Origin of the sequence: Streptomyces sp. NPDC085900 (assembly GCF_044540925.1) — a bacterium.
Taxonomy (GTDB): Bacteria; Actinomycetota; Actinomycetes; order Streptomycetales; family Streptomycetaceae; genus Streptomyces; species Streptomyces gilvifuscus.
In genome coordinates, this window is record NZ_JBITSP010000019.1 from 1 (window position 1) to 17,438 (window position 17,438).

Below are 17,438 nucleotides of genomic sequence, written 5' to 3' on the forward strand. Positions count from 1 at the left end.
AGGGTGGCGACGATGAACTCGATGTTCGTGCCCGGGGCGTGGTGTCCGGTGTCGACGACGACCTGGGCCTTCTCGCCCAGCTTCAGGCAGTGCGCGTAGGCGGTGCCCCAGTCCGGCACATCGGTCGAGTAGAAGGCGGGCTCGAAGAACTTGTACTCCAGCAGCATGCGCTGGCCTTCGCCGAGGCGCGCGTAGACCTCGGTGAGGCCTTCGGCGAGGCGGTCCTGGCGGGCGCGGATGTCGTCCTGGCCGGGGTAGTTCGTGCCGTCGGCGAACCACAGTTTCAGGTCGCGTGAGCCGGTGGCGTCCATGATGTCGACGCATTCGAGCAGGTGGTCGACGGCCTTGCGGCGTACGGCCGCCTCGGGGTGGCAGATGCTGCCGAGTTTGTAGGCGTCGTCCTGGAAGGTGTTGGAGTTGATCGCTCCCAGCTTCACGCCGTGGTCCTGAGCGAACTTCGCCAGCGCCGCGTAGTCGTCGACTTTGTCCCAGGGGATGTGCAACGCCACCGTCGGCGCCACGCCGGTGACGGCATGCACCTGGGCCGCGTCGGCCAGCTTCTCCTGGGGTGTGCGGGGAACTCCCTGCTGGGCGAACACCTTGAACCGGGTCCCCGAGTTCCCGTACGCCCACGACGGCGTCTCGACTGCCTGGGTCTTCAGCGCGGTCTTCACCGCGGCGAGCTCGGTCACTTCAGGGCTCCTGTGACGTCGGGCCGGAATGTCGTCCGTATGGCTTCCGGATGAATCGATTCAGGAAGCGAAGCTTAGAACGCCCCGTAGGGGTGTCAAGCGTTCTGGCGCACTCTGTTGCCCGTAGCCATACCGTGACCTCAAGCTCTCGAAGGGCTCTCGAAATTTTTTCGGGGCCCACCCATTGACGTGACATGGCCCACGCGCCTAACGTCCCGGCAACCAAGTTGAAACCTTTCACGACGTCGCGAGGTGCTTCCCGGGCGTCGTCGAGGAGCCCCTCATGACCCACCCGTCCGACACGGGTCCGGCCCCGGTGCTGGCGCTCGAGGACATTTCGAAGTCCTTCGGGGCCGTGCGTGCCCTGCGGGACGTGTCCCTGGAGCTGTTCCCCGGAGAGGTGCACGCCCTCGCCGGAGAGAACGGCGCGGGCAAGTCGACCCTGATCAAGACGCTCGCCGGCGTCCATCGACCGGACGCTGGCCGGGTGCTGCTCGACGGTGAGCCCGTCGTCTTCCACGGACCCGGTGACGCACGCGACGCGGGTATCGCCGTCATCTACCAGGAGCCCACGCTCTTCCCCGACCTTTCGATCGCCGAGAACATCTTCATGGGCCGCCAGCCCCGGCGTGCCCTGGGCCGGATCGACCACAAGGCCACGCACACGGCGACACTGCAGCTGATGAAGCGGCTCGGCGTCGAACTCGACCCCGACCGCCCCGCGCGCGGTCTGTCCATCGCCGACCAGCAGATCGTGGAGATCGCCAAGGCGCTCTCCTTCGACGCCCGCGTCCTGATCATGGACGAGCCGACGGCCGCACTGACCGGCAGCGAGGTGGCCCGGCTCTTCGGCGTGGTGCGCGCCCTGCGCGAACAGGGCGCCGCCGTGCTGTTCATCTCGCACCGGCTGGAGGAGATCTTCGAGATCTGCCAGCGGGTCACCACTCTGCGCGACGGAGCCTGGATCGCCAGCGAGCCGATCGAGGGCATGGCGGAGGACGACCTCGTACGGCGCATGGTCGGCCGCGACCTCGAGGAGCTGTACCCCAAGCAGGACGTGAAGCCCGGTCAAGTCGCCCTGAGCGTACGGCGGTTGACCCGGGAGGGGGTCTTCACCGACGTCTCCTTCGAGGTCCGGCACGGCGAGATCGTCGGCCTCGCCGGACTCGTCGGCGCCGGCCGCACCGAGGTGGCCCGGGCCGTCTTCGGCATCGACCGCTGGGATGCCGGCGAGGTCGAGGTCCAGGGCCGCAAGCTCACCAACGGCGCCCCGTCCACCGCCATGGCCGCCGGGCTTGCCCTGGTCCCCGAGGACCGGCGCGCTCAGGGCCTGGTGATGGGCATGTCCATCGAGCGCAACATCGGCCTCACCGGGCTCCGTACGACCGTCCGGGCCGGCCTGATGGACCGCGGCGCCGAACGCGACCGGTCCCTGGACTGGGCGGTCAAGCTCCAGGTGAAGTACGCCCGGATCGCCGACGCCGTCTCGACCCTGTCGGGCGGCAACCAGCAGAAGGTCGTCCTGGCCAAGTGGCTCGCCACCGGCCCCAAGGTACTGATCGTCGACGAGCCCACCCGGGGCATCGACGTCGGCACCAAGGCCGAGGTGCACCGGCTGCTGAGCCAGCTGGCCGCCGACGGCGTCGCCGTTCTGATGATCTCCTCCGACCTGCCCGAGATCCTCGGCATGGCCGACCGCGTGCTCGTCATGCACGAGGGCCGGCTGACCGCAGAGATCCCACGCGCCGAAGCCACCGAGGAAACCGTGATGGCCGCAGCCACCGGGAGGGCCGCCGCATGACGGTGACCACTCCCAACGAGACCCCCGTCGCCGAGGTGCCCAAGTCCAGCGGCACCCGGCTCGTCGACCGCGTCTTCAAGATGCGCGAGCTCGCCATCCTGGTCGTCTTCCTGGTGATGATCGGCATCACCCAGGCCGGCAACAGCGAGTTCCTGTCCGAGCAGGGCATCAAGGACCTGCTCCTGAACGCCACCATCCTGGTGCTGGTCGCCACCGGCCAGTCCCTGGTGGTGATCACGAGGAACGTCGACCTGTCCGTCGGCTCGACCCTCGGCATCTGCGCCTTCGCGGCCGGCGACTACCTGCACGGCGGCGGCAGTTCGGTGATCGCCATCGGGCTGGCGGTCCTGATGGGCATCGGGTTCGGCCTGCTCAACGGCCTTCTCGTCAGCCTCGGCCAGGTGCCCGCGCTCGTCGTCACCCTCGGCACGCTGTACATCATCCGCGGCATCGACTCCATCTGGGTCGGCTCCCGCCAGATCACGGCGGCCGACCTGCCCGGCGGCTTCGTCGACTTCGGCTCCGGCGGCATCTCCGCGGTGCCGTATCTCGCCCTGATCGCGCTGGCGGTGCTGGTGGCGACGGCGTACTACCTCAAGCACTTCGGCAGCGGACGCGAGCTGTACGCGCTCGGCTCCAACCCGGAGGCCGCCCGGCTCGCCGGCATCCCCGTCCGCAAGCGGATCCTGGCCGCGTACACCTTCTGCGGCGGACTCGCCGGACTTGCCGGCGCCATGTACCTGGCCCGGTTCGGCAACGTCGACTCCGGGACCGGCACCGGCTACGAACTCACCGTCGTCAGCGCGGTCGTGGTCGGCGGCGTGGTCTTCACCGGAGGCTCCGGCAGCGTGTACGGGGCCGCGCTCGGCGCCCTGCTGCTGACCTCCATCAACAGCGTGCTGCCCGCCCTCGGCGTCAGCTCGGTCTGGGTGCTCGCGATCAACGGCATCCTGCTCATCCTCGCCATCGCGGTCGACCGGATCGTCGCGCTGCGCGTGGCCTCCGCCCTGAAGAAGAGGAACGCCCGCAATGCCTGAGTCCCTGACGCGCGCGGTCCGCTGGGACACGGTCGTCGGCGCGCTGCTGATCCTGCTGCTCCTGCTGTCGTTCGCCACCGTCGACGGGTTCGGCAACGCCCTCAACCTGTCGTTCCTGATCGGCAACACCCTGCCCATCGCGCTGATCGCCCTGCCGATGACCCTGCTGGTCGTCGCCGGCGAGATCGACCTGTCCGTCGCCTCCACCGCCGGGCTGTCCGGCGCGGTGATGGGCAAGCTGTGGAACGACGGCATGGCGATCGAGACGATCATCCCGCTGTGCCTGCTGCTCGGCGTCGTGTGCGGGCTGGTCAACGGCCTGCTCGTGACCCGGCTCGGACTGCCCTCCCTCGCCGTCACCATCGGCACCCTCGCCGCCTACCGGGGCATCGCGCAGATCGTGCTCGGCTCCGACGCGGTGACCGACTTCCCCACGCAGTACCTGGACTTCGCGTCCGGACGGCTCGGGAACTCGTTCCTCCCGCAGGCCTTCCTGCCCTTCCTCGTCCTGCTCGCCATCGCCGTCGTGGTGCTGCACGCCACGCCGTTCGGACGGTCGCTGTTCGCGATCGGCGCGAGCGAGGAGGCGGCGCGGTTCGCCGGGATCCGGGTCAAGCGGCACAAGCTGATCCTGTTCACGGTGACCGGCCTGATGGCCTCGCTCACCGGGATCTTCTGGGCACTGCACTACGCCAGCGCCCGCTACGACAACGCCACCGGACTCGAACTGTCCGTCGTCGCCGCGGTGCTGCTCGGCGGCATCGACTTCGACGGCGGCCGGGGCACGCTCGGCGGCGCGATCGCGGGAGTCTTCCTCCTCGGAGCGCTGCAGAACGTGATGAGCCTGCTGAACGTCTCCGCCCAGTCGCAGATCGTCGTCACCGGCGTCCTGCTCGTCATCTCCGTGCTCGGCCCCCGGGTCGCACGGCAAATCTCCGTCGCGAGGGCGGGACGCAGAGCCGCCGCCTCGACTCCGACGTCGTAACTCCTCACCCTCGTAAAGGAAACCTCACCATGCGCAAGTCATCCGTCCGTCGTACCTGCGCGGCCCTGGCCGCCGGCACCTCGCTCGCCCTCGCGCTGACCGCCTGCGGCGGCACCACCAAGAACAACTCCGGCAGCGACAACGCCTCCGCCTCCTCGACCGCGAAGGCCGACCCGAACGCCGCGCTGAAGAAGGGCCTGACCGTCGGCTTCCTGCCCAAGCAGGTCAACAACCCGTACTTCACCTCCGCCGACAAGGGCGGCGAGAAGGCGCTGACCGAACTCGGCAGCAAGTACAAGGAGGTCGGCCCCTCCAGCGCCACCGACACCGCCGGCCAGGTCTCCTACGTCAACACGCTCACCCAGCAGCAGGTCAACGCGATGGCCGTCTCCGCGCAGGACCCGGGCGCCCTGTGCACCGCGCTGAAGCAGGCCATGAAGAACAACATCAAGGTCGTCACCTACGACTCCGACACCAAGCCCGACTGCCGCAACGCCTTCGTCTCGCAGGCCTCCGCCGAGGACCTCGGCCGCACCGAGGTGCAGCTGCTCGCCGAGCAGATCGGCTACAAGGGCGAGATCGCGATCCTGTCCGCCGCCCAGACCGCCACGAACCAGAACACCTGGATCGGGTACATGAAGGACGAGCTGAAGGACCCGAAGTACAAGAACATCAAGCTGGTGAAGATCGCCTACGGCAACGACGACGCCCAGGCCTCCTTCCAGCAGACCCAGGGCCTGCTCCAGCAGTACCCGAACCTGAAGGGGATCATCTCCCCGACCACCGTCGGCATCAAGGCCGCCGCCCAGTACCTGTCCGGCTCCAAGTACAAGGGCAAGGTCAAGCTGACCGGCCTCGGCACCCCCAACGACATGCGCAAGTACGTCAAGAACGGCACCGTCGAGGGCTTCGAGCTGTGGGACCCGGCCAAGCTCGGCGACCTGGCCGCCCGCACCGCCGTCGCGCTGGCCTCCGGTCAGATCACCGGCAAGGAGGGCGAGACCTTCAAGGCCGGCTCGACCACGTACACCATCGGCAAGGACGGCGTGATCACCCTCGGCAAGCCGACCGTCTTCAACGCCAAGAACATCGACCAGTTCAACTTCTGATCCCCCTTCCACCCCTGCGGGAGCCGGTACTTCAATGCAGCGCGTCTGTTTCCTCCTCAAGGTCCGTGAGGACCGACTCGCCGAGTACCGCGAACGCCATGCCGCCGTGTGGCCGGAGATGCGCGAGGCGCTCTCCGCCACCGGCTGGCACAACTACTCCCTCTTCCTGCGCGACGACGGCCTGCTCGTCGGCTACCTGGAGACCGAGGACTTCGACGCCGCCCTTGCCGGCATGGAGGCCACCGAGGTCAACGCCCGCTGGCAGGCCGAGATGGGGCCGTTCTTCGAGTCGCTGGACGGCGCCCGGCCCGACGAGGCCATGAAACCGCTCACCGAAGTGTTCCACCTCGCCTGACCCGTCCCCGCTGATCGTCCCCGCCTCCGCTGGAGCCGCTCATGAGAAGACGCACCGTGCTCGCCACCGCCATACTTGCGGCCGTGGCAACACCGGGCATCGCGCGGGCCGCCGACCCCGGCCCCGCCGTCAGCAAGAAGGGCACCACCCAGCTCGACTCCCAGGCGATCTTCTTCGTCTCCTACGACGGCCTGGTGAACAACAACTCGTTCCAGAAGAACGGCCTGTTGACGTACAAGGGCTACCAGTACGCGGTCTGGTACACCTCGACCGGCAACGCCGTGGTCGGCCGCCGCGCGCTCACCGCGAGCAGCTGGTCCACGGTCACCCTGTCCCACGTCCTGAAGACCAGCGACTCGCACAACGTCATCTCCATGGGCGTCTCCAAGGTCGACGGCCGGCTGCACCTCAACATGGACTCGCACAGCGACGGCTACTTCTACGTCAAGTCCGTCGCCGGGCTGCTGGACAACCCCGCCACCACCGCCTGGACCTCGTCCGTGTTCGGCGCGGTCCAGACGTCCCTGGACGGCCTCGCCCTCACCTCGCAGTTCACCTACCCGCAGTTCGTCTCCACCCCCGAGGGCAGGCTCCAGCTCAGCTACCGGGTCGGCATCTCCGGCAACGGCCGCAACGCCCTCGCCGAGTACGACGGTTCGAGCTGGACGGCATTGGGGGAGTGGTCGAGCTCCACGGGCACGTACACCAGCTCCCACGGCTCCTCCACCGCCCGCAACATGTACCTGCACGGCATCGACTACGACGTCAACGGCCGGCTGCACTCCTTCTTCACCTGGCGCGAGCAGAACGCGGCGGTGATGTGCAACAGCGGCGGCATCACCAACCACGACACCGGTTACGTCTACTCGACCGACCGCGGCCGCACATGGCGCAACGACGCCGGCACGTTGGTCGCCACCACCGGCACCTCGGACACCGTCGCCGTCACCGACTCCGGCCTGGTCGTCGACTCCCTCAACCCCGACCACTCCCTGATGAACCAGGAGAGCCAGTGGACGGACTCCACCGGCCTCCCGCACGCGATCATCAGCTACGTCCCGGGCCGCTTCGGCCAGTGCACCACGAACTACGTCGCCGACCGCACCGCCAACGGCCGCGCCTTCCACGTCCGCAAGAACGCGTCGGGCACCTGGACCAAGACCGAGATCCCGGTCGCCCTGAACTCCAGCCAGCGCACCAAGCTGGTCCTGGACAAGTACGACAACGCCTACGCGGTCTTCCCCTTCGGCCGGATCGCCGCCGCGTCGAAGGCCTCCGGGTACACCGACTGGACGGTGCTCTACGACGGCAGCGACCTGAACGCCTTCGGCGAGGTCGTCATCGACGAACTGCGGACGAAGTACGACAACGTCCTGTCGTTCATGTACCAGGAGAAGTCGAGCGGTACGACCCCCTCGGCACTCCATGTCGTCGACTTCGCACTGCCCGCGTGACCGGCGCCGATGTGCGGGGCGATGACGGTAATGTGAAGGTCCTCTTCCCGCCGCTCCGCGTTCCTCTGGAGGTCCCTGCCTGATGGCCCAGTCGGTGGGTATCAAGGACGTCGCCCGTGCCGCCGGAGTCTCCGTCGGCACGGTGTCGAACGTGATCAACCGTCCGGACACGGTCGCCACGGAGACCCGGGCACGGGTGCAGTCCGCCATAGACCGGCTCGGCTACGTCCGCAGCGAGTCCGCGCGCCAGCTGCGCGCGGGCCGCAGCCGGATCATGGGGCTGCTCGTCCTCGACATGGGCAACCCGTTCTTCGTCGACGTCGCCCGCGGCGCCGAGCGCGCCGCACGCGACGCCGGGCTCGGCGTGATGGTCTGCAACAGCGCGCAGAGCGCCGGCGAGGAGGCCGAGTACCTGTCGCTCTTCGCCGAGCAGCGGGTGCGGGGCGTGCTGCTGACCCCCGCCGACGCGACCGGACGGAACATCGAGACCTTCCGGCGGCACAACATCCCCTTCGTCCTCGTCGACCGGGTCGCCGAGGGCGCCACCGAGTGCTCGGTCTCCGTCGACGACGTGGCGGGCGGCGCCCTGGCCGTGCGCCACCTCGTCGACGCCGGGCACCGCTCCATCGCGTACGTCAGCGGCCCGCCCGGCCTCAACCAGGTCCGCGACCGCCGCACGGGCGCCCTGAACGCCCTCGCCGAGGCCGGTCTCGGCCCGGACTGTCTGCGCGAGCTGCCCACCGAGCGGCTCGACGTGGCCGCCGGCCGCGACGCGGGCGCCCGCCTGCTCGGCCTGGCCGACCGCCCCACCGCCGTGTTCTGCGCCAACGACCTGCTCGCCCTCGGCGTCCTGCAGGCCATGTACGCGGCCGGCATCACGGTCCCCGACGACCTCGCCATCGTCGGCTACGACGACATCGAGTTCGCCGCCGCCGCGGCCGTCCCCCTCACCTCCGTACGGCAGCCCGCCGTCACCATGGGCGCCATGGCCGCGGAGCTGCTGCTGGAGGAGACGGAGGCCGAGGCCGGCACGACCCGGCACGAACACCGACGGGTCGTGCTCCAGCCGGAGCTCGTCGTACGGCGCTCCAGCCTCTCCGCCCGCTGATCGTCCGTTCAGTAAATTTCATGATCCCGGAGGTCGGCACGGGCCCGGTCATGTGGTGAAGTGGGACGCGGCCAGAAGTCCGTCCGTCCCGGGAGACCCGTTGACCGCCACGTACCGCCAGCCCGGCGTCGTCCTCACCGACCGCCGCTTCACCGTGCCCCTCGACCACGACGACCCGGCCGGGGAGACGATCGAGCTCTACGCCCGTGAGGTCGTCGCGAGCGAGAAGGCGGACCGGAACCTGCCGTGGCTGGTGTATCTGCAGGGCGGTCCGGGCTTCGGAGCCAACAGGTTCATCGGCAGGCCGTCCTGGCTCGGCCGCGCGCTCAAGGAGTACCGCGTCCTCCTCCTCGACCAGCGCGGCACCGGACACTCCACCCCCGCCAACCGGCAGACCCTGCCGCTGCGCGGCGGCCCCGCCGAACAGGCCGCCTACCTCACGCACTTCCGCTCCGACTCGATCGTCCGCGACTGCGAGGCCATCCGCCCGGCCGTCACCGGCGGCGCCACCTGGACGGTGCTCGGTCAGAGCTTCGGCGGCTTCTGCGCCGTCAACTACCTCTCCCGCGCACCCGAAGGCCTGACCGCGGCCCTCATCACCGGGGGCCTGCCCTCCCTCGACGCGCACGCCGACGACGTCTACCGCGCCGCCTATCCCCGCGTCGAGCGCAAGGTCGCCGCGCACTACGCCCGCTATCCGCAGGACGTCGAGCGCGCCCGGCGCATCGCCGACCACCTCCTCACCCACGAGGTGACCCTGCCCAACGGCTACCGGCTCACCGCCGAGGCCTTCCAGTCCCTCGGCATCCTCCTGGGCGGCGGCGAGGGCAGCCACCGCCTCCACCACGTCCTGGAGCACGCCTTCGTCCGCACCCCGCACGGCGCGGAGCTCTCCGACGCCTTCCAGGAGGACGTACAGGGCCTGCTGTCGTTCGCGAGCCACCCCCTCTACGCCCTCGTGCACGAGGTGATCTACGCCCAGGACGAGCGCCCCACCGCCTGGTCGGCCGAGCGCGTCCGCGCCGAGTTCCCGCAGTTCGACGCGGCCAAGGCGCTCGCCGGCGACGGCCCGCTGCTGTTCACCGGCGAGTCGATCCACCCCTGGATGTTCGACTGCGATCCGGCGCTGCGGCCCCTGCGCGAGACGGCCGACCTGCTCGCACGGCGCACGGACTGGCGCCCCCTCTACGACCCCGCCCGGCTCGCCGCCAACGACGTACCGGTCGCGGCCGCCGTCTACCACGACGACATGTACGTCGACACCACCCACGCGCTCCGCACGGCCCGCACGATCCGGGGCCTGCGCACCTGGGTGACCGACGAGTTCGAGCACGACGGCGTCCGCGCGGGCGGACAGCGCGTGCTGGACCGGCTCCTCGCCCTCGTCCGCGACGAGGCGTGACCCGGCTAGTCTGCGCGCATGACCGAGCCGACGATCACCCAGCTCCAGCCCATGCCCGGCGACTGGCGGCGCGCGCTCGCCGTCGTGGCCCACCCCGACGACCTCGAGTACGGCTGCTCGGCGGCGGTCGCCGCCTGGACCGACGAGGGCCGTGAGGTCGCCTACGTGCTGGCGACCCGCGGCGAGGCGGGCATCGACACGCTGGCGCCCGCCGAGTGCGGGCCGCTGCGGGAACGCGAACAACGGGCGAGCGCCGCCGTCGTGGGGGTGTCGGAGGTGGAGTTCCTCGACCACCGGGACGGCGTGGTCGAGTACGGCCTCGCACTGCGCCGGGACATCGCCGCCGCGATCCGCCGGCACCGGCCCGAGCTGGTGATCACGCTCAACCACCGGGACACCTGGGGCGGCGTCGCCTGGAACACCCCGGACCACGTGGCGGTCGGGCGGGCCACCCTCGACGCGGCCGCGGACGCGGGCAACCGGTGGATCTTCCCCGAGCTCACCGAACGGGGACTGGAGCCCTGGGACGGCGTCCGCTGGGTCGCCGTCGCCGGTTCCGCCTCGCCCACGCACGCCGTGGACGCCACGGCCGGGCTGGAGCGGGCGGTGCGTTCCCTGCTCGAACACCGCACCTACATCGAGGCGTTGACCGACGAGGACCCGGAGACGTACGCCCGCACCTTCCTGACTGCGAACGCCCAGCGATCGGCGGAGCGGTTCGGCGGCAGGCCGGCGGTGGCGTTCGAGGTGTTCGCGCGGTAGCCCGCCCCGGCTGTGGGTCAGGCCGCCACGGCCAGTGGGCCGAGGGCGCGGTGCGGGTCGACGACGCGTCCGTCCGGCAGCAGCTCACCGGTGTCGTCGAACACGATCGTGCCGTTGCACAGCAGGCTCCACCCCTGTTCGGGGTGGGACGACACGATCGCGGCGCCGTGATGGAGCGGGCTGTCCGCAGTGGGGCACGGTGGCTGGTGGCTGCACATGGTCCGACTCCTCGATCCGTCCGGCTCCCGCCCGAAGGGGGCTCGTATCCGTGGTACAGGAGCTTGTTTTCGGTTCTATGAAGAAGACCCCCACACCGCCGGCGACTCATCGGTGAGGTTCGGACGCGCACGGGCCGGGGGAGGGGCCCCGCCGATCAAATGAGGTGATCTCCGAGGGGTGTTCGGAGACACTGGCCGGATGCCGCACGCAGAGGAACAGCAGTTGACCGGCGGGAACGTCAGTGCCGGTGTGGTCCGCGTCGGCGACACCGTGCGCCGGCCCGCGGGACCCTGGACGCCGTCCGTGCACGCCCTGCTCACGCACCTGCACGAGGCCGGATTCCGGGCCGCGCCACGCCCGCTGGGGATCGACGAGCGGGGCCGCGAGGTGCTGAGCTTCGTACCGGGCGAGGTGGTCTGGCCGGACCGGTTCGCCCTGGTGGAGCCGGCGGCGGGGCTGGTCCGGGTGGCGCGCATGATCCGCGGCTTCCACGACGCCGTACAGGACTTCACACCGCCCGAGGACGCCCGCTGGCAGGTGCTCATGCCCGCCGAGGGCGACGACATCATCGCCCACCAGGACCTGGCGCCCTGGAACCTCGTCGCCGGCGAGGGCGGCTGGGCGTTCATCGACTGGGACACCGCGGCCCCCGGCTCCCGCCTCTGGGACGTCGCCTACGCCGTCCGCGGCTTCGTCCCGCTGTCCGCGCACCCCGACTGGCAGACCCCCGACGCCGCCGCCCGGCTGCGCCTCTTCGCCGACGCCTACGGGCTCGACGAGGCCGAACGGCGAGCCCTGGTACCGCTGTTGGGCCGCCGTACCCGCGCGATGCACGACTTCCTGCGCGAGCAGAACGACCTGGGCAACCAGCCCTGGTCCCGGCTCTGGGCCGAGGGGCACGGCGACGCCTGGCGCGGTGACGCCGAGTACATCGAGGCCCGCGAGGAGCGGTGGCTGAGCGCCCTGCTGTCCGGCTGAGCCGCGGACCGTCGGCGGACAGGAAGCATCCATTCGCTTTCGATAAGGTGTGCGATATGCAAGAGGGGACCGTCGGCCGCGCCGACCTGCGCGCAGACTGCGCGAACTGCTTCGGACTGTGCTGTGTGGCCCTGCCCTTCGCGGCTTCCGCCGACTTCGCCCTCGACAAGCCGGCCGGCACACCCTGCCCGAACCTGCGCGCCGACCACCGCTGCGGCATCCACGCCAGCCTGCGGCAGGAGGGCTTCACCGGCTGCACGGTCTACGACTGCTTCGGCGCCGGCCAGCAGGTCTCGCAGGTCACCTTCGGCGGCCTGGACTGGCGCACCGGCCCGCGCGAGCGCGCCCGGCAGATGTTCGACGTGTTCCCGGTCGTCCGGCAGCTGCACGAACTGCTCTGGTACCTCACCGAGGCCCTCGACCTGCCCGCCGCCCGCCCGGTCCACGCCGACCTGCGCCGGGCCCTTGAGCAGACGCGGGAGCTCACCCGCCTGACCCCCGACGAGCTCGCCGGACTGGACGTCGGCGCCCACCGGCAACAGGTCAACGTGCTTCTACTGCGCACCAGCGAACTCGTCCGTGCGGGTGTCCGGGGCCGCAAGAAGGACCGCCGCGGGGCCGACCTCATGGGTGCCCGACTCAAGGGAGCCGACCTGCGCGGTGCGAACCTGCGCGGCGCCTACCTCATCGCCGCGGACCTGACCGGCGCCGACCTCAGGTACGCGGATCTCATCGGCGCCGACCTGCGTGACGCCGACCTCTCCGACGCCGATCTGACCGGGGCCTTCTTCCTCACCCAACCCCAGGTCACGGCGGCCCGGGGCAGTGCGGGCACCCGGCTGCCCGACTCAGTCACGCGACCCGTGCACTGGGCAACGCGGCTCTGACGGGGCCTCCTCGACGGCGGCCGCCGCACCGGCAGTGACCTCGGGCCGCTCCAGGTGCAGCCGCAGCCCGTCCGGCATCAGCGTCAGCCGCTCGGTCACCCGCAGCCGGTAGCCGGGGTCGGGCACGAACGCGTACCGGCGCAGCAGCAGCCCCAGCACGAGCGTCGCCTCGTGCAGCGCGAACTGGCGCCCGATGCACGCCCGCGCTCCCGTGCCGAACGGCTTGAAGGTGTGCGCGGGGCGGGAGCGGACCGCCTTGGGGTGGAAGCGGTCCGGGTCGAACCGTTCGGCGTCGGCGCCCCACGCCGCGGGATCGCGGTGCAGCATCGGCGTGAGCACCAGCGTCCAGGCCCCCCGGCGCATCGGGTGCCGCCCGGCCAGCACGGTGTCCTCGAGCGCCTCCCGGGCGAACGCCGGCGCCGTCGGCCACAGCCGCAGCGACTCGTCCAGGATCCGCCGTACGTAGCGCAGCTTGGCCACCTGCTCGTAACCGGGCGCCGCGGTGTCGCCCCAGACGCGGTCGACCTCGGCGCGGGCGCGGGCCGCGATCTCGGGGTGGCGGGCGAGGTAGTACAGGGCGAAGGAGAGCGCGCCCGAGGTGGTCTCGTGTCCCGCCACCAGGAAGGTGATGACTTGCCGGCGGACGTTCTCGGGCGACAGCCGCTCGCCCGTCCCGGGATGGGCCGTCTCCAGCATCCGGTCCAGCAGGTCGCCGTCCCCGCTCGCCGCGCGCCGGGCGCGGACCAGGCCGTCGACGGTGCGGTTGAGGTAGGCGATGTCGGCCTCGTTGCGCTGCGCGGCGCGCCTCAACAAGGCGGGGACGGGAACGGAGTTGAGCCGCTGGGCGTAAGTGAGCGTGCCCACCATCGCGCTGATGAAGGGGTGCGGCCGATCGCGTTCGAAGGAACCGAAGTCATGGCCGAAGCCGGTCCGCGCGATGGTCTCCAGCGTCAGCTTGGTCATGTCGCCGGGCACGTCCACCGTCCGCCCCGCCGCCCGCTCGCGATCCCAGTGGTCCGTCAGCCGCCCCGCCACGTCCAGCATCATCGGGTGGTAGGCCGCCATGGCCTCCCGGCTGAACCCCGGGGCCAGCACATCGTGGGCCAGCTGCCAGTTCGGCTCGTGGTTGTACGCCGTGAACAACCCGTCGCCGGCCACCGGCCGCAGGTTGGCGACCCCGAGACCCACGTGCTTGGCGAACCGCGACTCGTCCGCGAGGTCGGCCACCAGATCGGCACCCCAGACGAAGACGAACTCCCGGTTGAACGCCTTGCGCCGGTATATCGGCCCCAACTGGCGGGCGAAGCGCAGGGAGTCCTGGAGCGGAGTGGCCCGGTTGGCGCCGAGCACGTCCCCGAGCAGCGGGATCCGGCGCGGCGGATGCGGGATGCGGTGCAGCTCCGGCCAGCCCTGTTCGGCACTGCGGAAGCCGCCCGGCAGCGCCGGCCTCGTCGTGGTCTCCGCCATCACACGATCTCCCTCGATCCAGCGGCAGTCGAGCCAGTTGTACGTGGGTTCAATAGCGCGGCCCAGTCTGGTCCCGCTGTTGAATCGACGTCAAGTAAAGTGCGGGCATGGCCGCGAACCCGGGCGGGCGCACACGCCGCCGACTGAGCACCGAGGAGCGCCGCGAACAGCTGCTCTCGGTAGGGGCGCGGCTGTTCTCCGAGAGTCCGTACGACGACGTCTGGATCGAGCAGGTCGCCGAGATCGCCGGGGTCTCGCGCGGACTGCTCTACCACTACTTCCCTACCAAGCGGGACTTCTTCCTCGCGGTCGTCGAGCGGGAGAGCGAGCGGATGCTGCAGATGACCGAGGCGGTGCCCGGGGTGCCGGCCCGCGAGCAGCTCACCGCGAACCTCGACATCTTCCTGGAGTACGTCCACGCCCACGCGCACGGCTTCCGCGCCTTCCACCGCGCGGACGCGGCGGGGGACCAGGCCGTACGGCGGGTCTACCAGCGGGCGCTCGGGGCGCAGGAGCGGCAGATCCTGGCGGCGCTGGCGCGCGACCCCGAACTCGGCCCGATCGCCCAGGCGCGCCCGGACCTCCGGCTCGCCGTCCGCGGCTGGCTGGCCTTCACCACGGCGGTCTGCCTGGAGTGGCTGCGCGGCTCGGAACTGACGCGCGAGCAGGTGCGCGACCTGTGTGCCCGAGCGCTGCTGGGCGTCATCGCCGCCTGAGGAGAGCCCTTCCGGACGCGGGGGCGGTGTTGGCGTGCACCTCGATCTTCGATAGGTTAGGCAAGGCTTACCTAAGGAGGTCTGGGATGGGTGACAGCCAGAGCTGGACGGCGGCGCCTGCCGCGGCGGAACGAGCCCGCTCGGTACTGGCCGCGGCGTGGTCCTGCGCGATCACCGCGGAGGGCGGACGCGAGGAGTTCGTCGGCGCGCACACCGTGGCCGAGGACGGCCGGGTGCTGGTGGGCGTGCCCGAGGACAGCGCGCTGCTCGCGACCGCGATCTTCGCGCCCCGCGGGCAGCCGTCCGCCGTGCTGGAGTTCGCCGACGTGGCACCCGTCCCCGTGCGCAACCGCATCCGGGCCAGGCTGTGGATGGCGGGGTCCTTCACCCCCGAGGGCGAACGCCTGGCGTTCCGGCCGACCCGGATCGTGCTGCGACAGTCCTCCGGCGCGGTCGTCGTCGGCCTCGACGACTTCGCCGTCGCCGCTCCCGACCCCCTGGCGCTGGCCGAGGCCCACCTGCTGACCCATCTCGCGGACTGCCACGCCGACGCGGTCGAGCGCCTGACGCGCCTCGTCGACCCCGGCAGCCTGCACGGCGCGGTCCGCGTCCAGCCGCTCGCCGTCGACCGGCACGGCCTGACGCTGCGCATCGAACGCGCCCGCGCCCACGGCGACGTACGCCTGCCGTTCCACACGCCCGCCGACGACGTCGCGCAGCTCACCGAGCGCATGCACGCCCTGCTCGGCCAGGCCGGTGCGGCCGCCTGCCCCAGGGCCCTACAACGGCAGCGCACAGACCGCGACCGGTGAGGCGAACGGCTTGCCCGCCAGCCGCAGTTCACCGCTCTCGTCGTCCACGTGGAAGACGCTGACCGTGCCCGACCTCTGGTTCGCCGCGAACAGCAGCGCGCCGTCCGGGGAAAAGGCGATCTGGCGGGGGAAGTCACCCGCCACCGGAACCGTGCCGAGCAGCCGCAGCCGGGCGCCGTCCCGCTCGATCGCGTACCGCGCGAGGGTGTTGTCGCCGCGGTTGGCGAGAAAGGCGTACGAACCGTTCGCGGTGACCAGGATCTGCGCCGGGTAGTTGGTGCCCGCCCCGGAGCCCGTCGACTGCGGCTCGCCGATCGTCAGACGGCCGGTGGACGGCTCGTAGGCGCACACCGTGACCGTGTCGTCGACCTCGTTGGCCAGGTAGGCGTGGCGGCCGCCCGGGTGGAAGGTGAGGTGCCGCGGACCGGCTCCCGGCTTCGCCGCGGCCCGCGCGACCTCGGTGAGCCTGCCGGTGCGTTCGTCCAGGCGGTAGCTGTAGACCGTGTCCGTGCCCAGGTCCACGGCGAGCACGTGGCCGCCGTCGGGGCTGGTGATGAACTGATGGGCGTGCGGCCCCTGTTGACCGGGGCCGGGGGCCGGGCTGGAGTGCGTGACGAGGTCGGTCCGCTCGCCGAGCCCGCCCGAGCCGGTGATGGGGTGAACGGCCACGCTGCCCGAGGTGTAGTTGGCGCTCAGCAGCCAGCGGCCGCTCGGATGCACCGACAGATGGCACGGGCCCGCCCCGCCGGTGCTGCGGCTGCCGAGGACCTCGCGGTCGGCCAGACGCACGGCGGTCACCGCGCCGGCGTCCTGCTCGTCGACCGCGTAGAGCGTGTGCGCGTCGGGGTGCACGGCCAGGTAGGACGGATTGGCGACCCCGGTCACCGTGCCGGTGCCGGTGACGCGGCCGGTCGAGGGGTCGTAGGTGGCGAGGCCGACGCCCTTGCCGCCGCCCTCGACGCTCGTGTAGGTGCCGAGGAAGAGCGGGCGGGGGCCGGAGGGCTTCGACTTCGGGCTCGGGGTGGCCGCGGGCGCGGGGTGCGAGGGCGCCGAGGAACCCGTCTGCCGCGGCGCCGCCGTCTTCTCGGTGTTCCTGGGCGGTGCGGGGGACGGCAGCGCCGTCACCGCGCCGAGCCCGGCGAGCGTGCCGACGAAGCGGCGCCTGCTCCAGCCGCCGCTCGCCGCCCGTGTCCCACTGCCCATGCCCGCACCTCGCGTGCTCGCCCGCCTCTGCCTGACAAGCCACCTTGACGCGGAGGCCCCGCCCGGTGCAACAAACGGCACCTCGTGTTGCACGCCGTGCAACGCCAGACGGGACCAACGGCCACCGGCCTCGATGGGGCGCGCCCGGTGCGGGCCGGGGGCGGTCTGGGCTCGCGGTGAGGCCTTACCGGTCGCCGTCCTCCGCTGGGCCGCCCGGCGTGTCTCTGGGTCGTCTGTGCTCGCGGTCGGTCCCAACCTGTCGCTGTCCTCTGCGGGCTTGCCGGGTGCGGGCCGGGGGCTGTCTGGGCTCGTGGTCCGGTCTTACCGGTCGCGCCCTCCACCGGTCTGCCCGGTGTGTCCCCGGGTCCGTCTGGCCGTGGTCAGGACTCACCGGTCGCCGTCTTCGACCGGCCGCCCGGTGCGGCCCGGGCCCATCTGGGCCCGCGGTGAG

17 protein-coding genes are annotated in these 17,438 nt (G+C 71.2%); 13 read left to right on the plus strand and 4 right to left on the minus strand.

The features are described from left to right. Positions 1–692, minus strand: a 692-nt coding sequence (locus ACIGDI_RS40770) for a TIM barrel protein (RefSeq protein WP_399907565.1), incomplete at its 3' end; no start/stop codon positions are given. A gap of 283 nt (positions 693–975) precedes the next feature. On the opposite strand from ACIGDI_RS40770, the gene ACIGDI_RS40775 reads away from it, so the two are divergent. The 9 genes from ACIGDI_RS40775 to ACIGDI_RS40815 all read left to right on the plus strand — a co-directional run bounded on the left by ACIGDI_RS40775 (position 976) and on the right by ACIGDI_RS40815 (position 10,705). Then, positions 976–2,493 carry a sugar ABC transporter ATP-binding protein gene (locus ACIGDI_RS40775; protein WP_399907566.1) on the plus strand — a complete coding sequence of 506 codons (1,518 nt, stop codon included), beginning with the start codon at positions 976–978 and terminating at the stop codon, positions 2,491–2,493. Then, entirely contained in the window at positions 2,490–3,530 is a 1,041-nt protein-coding gene (locus tag ACIGDI_RS40780) for an ABC transporter permease (RefSeq protein WP_142145319.1), read from the plus strand. Before ACIGDI_RS40775 ends, ACIGDI_RS40780 begins: the two co-directional genes overlap by 4 nt. After that, on the plus strand, positions 3,523–4,515 hold the full coding sequence (locus ACIGDI_RS40785) for an ABC transporter permease (RefSeq protein ID WP_399907569.1): 993 nt from the start codon (positions 3,523–3,525) through the stop codon (positions 4,513–4,515). Before ACIGDI_RS40780 ends, ACIGDI_RS40785 begins: the two co-directional genes overlap by 8 nt. Before the next feature lie 29 nt (positions 4,516–4,544). Beyond that, positions 4,545–5,624 carry a rhamnose ABC transporter substrate-binding protein gene (gene rhaS / locus ACIGDI_RS40790; protein ID WP_200702544.1) on the plus strand — a complete coding sequence of 360 codons (1,080 nt, stop codon included), beginning with the start codon at positions 4,545–4,547 and terminating at the stop codon, positions 5,622–5,624. A 34-nt stretch (positions 5,625–5,658) separates the two neighbouring features. Next, positions 5,659–5,979, plus strand: a complete 321-nt coding sequence (locus ACIGDI_RS40795; protein ID WP_142145325.1) for an L-rhamnose mutarotase — start codon at positions 5,659–5,661, stop codon at positions 5,977–5,979. A gap of 41 nt (positions 5,980–6,020) precedes the next feature. After that, positions 6,021–7,433 carry a BNR repeat-containing protein gene (locus ACIGDI_RS40800; protein ID WP_399907571.1) on the plus strand — a complete coding sequence of 471 codons (1,413 nt, stop codon included), beginning with the start codon at positions 6,021–6,023 and terminating at the stop codon, positions 7,431–7,433. Positions 7,434–7,515: 82 nt separating this feature from the next. Further along, complete coding sequence (locus ACIGDI_RS40805) at positions 7,516–8,541, plus strand: LacI family DNA-binding transcriptional regulator (protein WP_399907573.1); 1,026 nt, start codon at positions 7,516–7,518, stop codon at positions 8,539–8,541. 100 nt (positions 8,542–8,641) lie between these two features. Further along, a complete protein-coding gene (locus tag ACIGDI_RS40810; protein ID WP_399907575.1) occupies positions 8,642–9,943 on the plus strand; it encodes an alpha/beta fold hydrolase in 1,302 nt (433 codons plus the stop codon). A gap of 18 nt (positions 9,944–9,961) precedes the next feature. Continuing rightward, positions 9,962–10,705 (plus strand): PIG-L deacetylase family protein, encoded by a 744-nt coding sequence (locus ACIGDI_RS40815; protein WP_399907577.1) that lies wholly within the window; start codon positions 9,962–9,964, stop codon positions 10,703–10,705. 17 nt (positions 10,706–10,722) lie between these two features. Here the strand turns inward: ACIGDI_RS40815 and ACIGDI_RS40820 are convergent, their stop codons facing one another. After that, positions 10,723–10,923, minus strand: a complete 201-nt coding sequence (locus tag ACIGDI_RS40820; protein WP_399907579.1) for a DUF5999 family protein — start codon at positions 10,921–10,923, stop codon at positions 10,723–10,725. Between the two features lie 199 nt (positions 10,924–11,122). Here ACIGDI_RS40820 and ACIGDI_RS40825 point away from each other — a divergent pair, with 199 nt between their 5' ends. Both ACIGDI_RS40825 and ACIGDI_RS40830 read left to right on the plus strand, forming a co-directional pair. Continuing rightward, positions 11,123–11,902, plus strand: coding sequence for a phosphotransferase enzyme family protein (locus ACIGDI_RS40825; RefSeq protein WP_399907581.1), 780 nt, complete (start codon positions 11,123–11,125; stop codon positions 11,900–11,902). A gap of 56 nt (positions 11,903–11,958) precedes the next feature. Further along, positions 11,959–12,789, plus strand: a complete 831-nt coding sequence (locus ACIGDI_RS40830; protein WP_399907583.1) for a pentapeptide repeat-containing protein — start codon at positions 11,959–11,961, stop codon at positions 12,787–12,789. Here ACIGDI_RS40830 and ACIGDI_RS40835 read toward each other — a convergent pair. Beyond that, positions 12,751–14,256 carry a cytochrome P450 gene (locus ACIGDI_RS40835; RefSeq protein ID WP_399907585.1) on the minus strand — a complete coding sequence of 502 codons (1,506 nt, stop codon included), beginning with the start codon at positions 14,254–14,256 and terminating at the stop codon, positions 12,751–12,753. The genes ACIGDI_RS40830 and ACIGDI_RS40835 overlap by 39 nt on opposite strands. 107 nt (positions 14,257–14,363) lie before the next feature. On the opposite strand from ACIGDI_RS40835, the gene ACIGDI_RS40840 reads away from it, so the two are divergent. Together ACIGDI_RS40840 and ACIGDI_RS40845 are read left to right on the plus strand one after the other, a co-directional pair. Beyond that, on the plus strand, positions 14,364–14,972 hold the full coding sequence (locus tag ACIGDI_RS40840; protein WP_390630389.1) for a TetR/AcrR family transcriptional regulator: 609 nt from the start codon (positions 14,364–14,366) through the stop codon (positions 14,970–14,972). An 86-nt stretch (positions 14,973–15,058) separates the two neighbouring features. Then, positions 15,059–15,784 carry a DUF2470 domain-containing protein gene (locus ACIGDI_RS40845; RefSeq protein WP_399907587.1) on the plus strand — a complete coding sequence of 242 codons (726 nt, stop codon included), beginning with the start codon at positions 15,059–15,061 and terminating at the stop codon, positions 15,782–15,784. Here ACIGDI_RS40845 and ACIGDI_RS40850 read toward each other — a convergent pair. After that, entirely contained in the window at positions 15,752–16,987 is a 1,236-nt protein-coding gene (locus ACIGDI_RS40850; RefSeq protein WP_399907589.1) for a lactonase family protein, read from the minus strand. The two genes, ACIGDI_RS40845 and ACIGDI_RS40850, sit on opposite strands and share 33 nt — an antisense overlap. Between the last annotated feature and the right edge of the window lie 451 nt (positions 16,988–17,438).

Bases quoted from the DNA above. Each gene is read 5' to 3' on its own strand.
- ACIGDI_RS40775 (WP_399907566.1), top strand. From the start codon at position 976: ATGACCCACCCGTCCGACACGGGTCCGGCCCCGGTGCTGGCGCTCGAG.
- ACIGDI_RS40780 (WP_142145319.1), top strand. From the start codon at position 2,490: ATGACGGTGACCACTCCCAACGAGACCCCCGTCGCCGAGGTGCCCAAG.
- ACIGDI_RS40785 (WP_399907569.1), top strand. From the start codon at position 3,523: ATGCCTGAGTCCCTGACGCGCGCGGTCCGCTGGGACACGGTCGTCGGC.
- rhaS (WP_200702544.1), top strand. From the start codon at position 4,545: ATGCGCAAGTCATCCGTCCGTCGTACCTGCGCGGCCCTGGCCGCCGGC.
- ACIGDI_RS40795 (WP_142145325.1), top strand. From the start codon at position 5,659: ATGCAGCGCGTCTGTTTCCTCCTCAAGGTCCGTGAGGACCGACTCGCC.
- ACIGDI_RS40800 (WP_399907571.1), top strand. From the start codon at position 6,021: ATGAGAAGACGCACCGTGCTCGCCACCGCCATACTTGCGGCCGTGGCA.
- ACIGDI_RS40805 (WP_399907573.1), top strand. From the start codon at position 7,516: ATGGCCCAGTCGGTGGGTATCAAGGACGTCGCCCGTGCCGCCGGAGTC.
- ACIGDI_RS40815 (WP_399907577.1), top strand. From the start codon at position 9,962: ATGACCGAGCCGACGATCACCCAGCTCCAGCCCATGCCCGGCGACTGG.
- ACIGDI_RS40820 (WP_399907579.1), bottom strand. From the start codon at position 10,923: ATGTGCAGCCACCAGCCACCGTGCCCCACTGCGGACAGCCCGCTCCAT.
- ACIGDI_RS40825 (WP_399907581.1), top strand. From the start codon at position 11,123: ATGCCGCACGCAGAGGAACAGCAGTTGACCGGCGGGAACGTCAGTGCC.
- ACIGDI_RS40830 (WP_399907583.1), top strand. From the start codon at position 11,959: ATGCAAGAGGGGACCGTCGGCCGCGCCGACCTGCGCGCAGACTGCGCG.
- ACIGDI_RS40835 (WP_399907585.1), bottom strand. From the start codon at position 14,256: ATGGCGGAGACCACGACGAGGCCGGCGCTGCCGGGCGGCTTCCGCAGT.
- ACIGDI_RS40840 (WP_390630389.1), top strand. From the start codon at position 14,364: ATGGCCGCGAACCCGGGCGGGCGCACACGCCGCCGACTGAGCACCGAG.
- ACIGDI_RS40845 (WP_399907587.1), top strand. From the start codon at position 15,059: ATGGGTGACAGCCAGAGCTGGACGGCGGCGCCTGCCGCGGCGGAACGA.
- ACIGDI_RS40850 (WP_399907589.1), bottom strand. From the start codon at position 16,987: ATGGGCAGTGGGACACGGGCGGCGAGCGGCGGCTGGAGCAGGCGCCGC.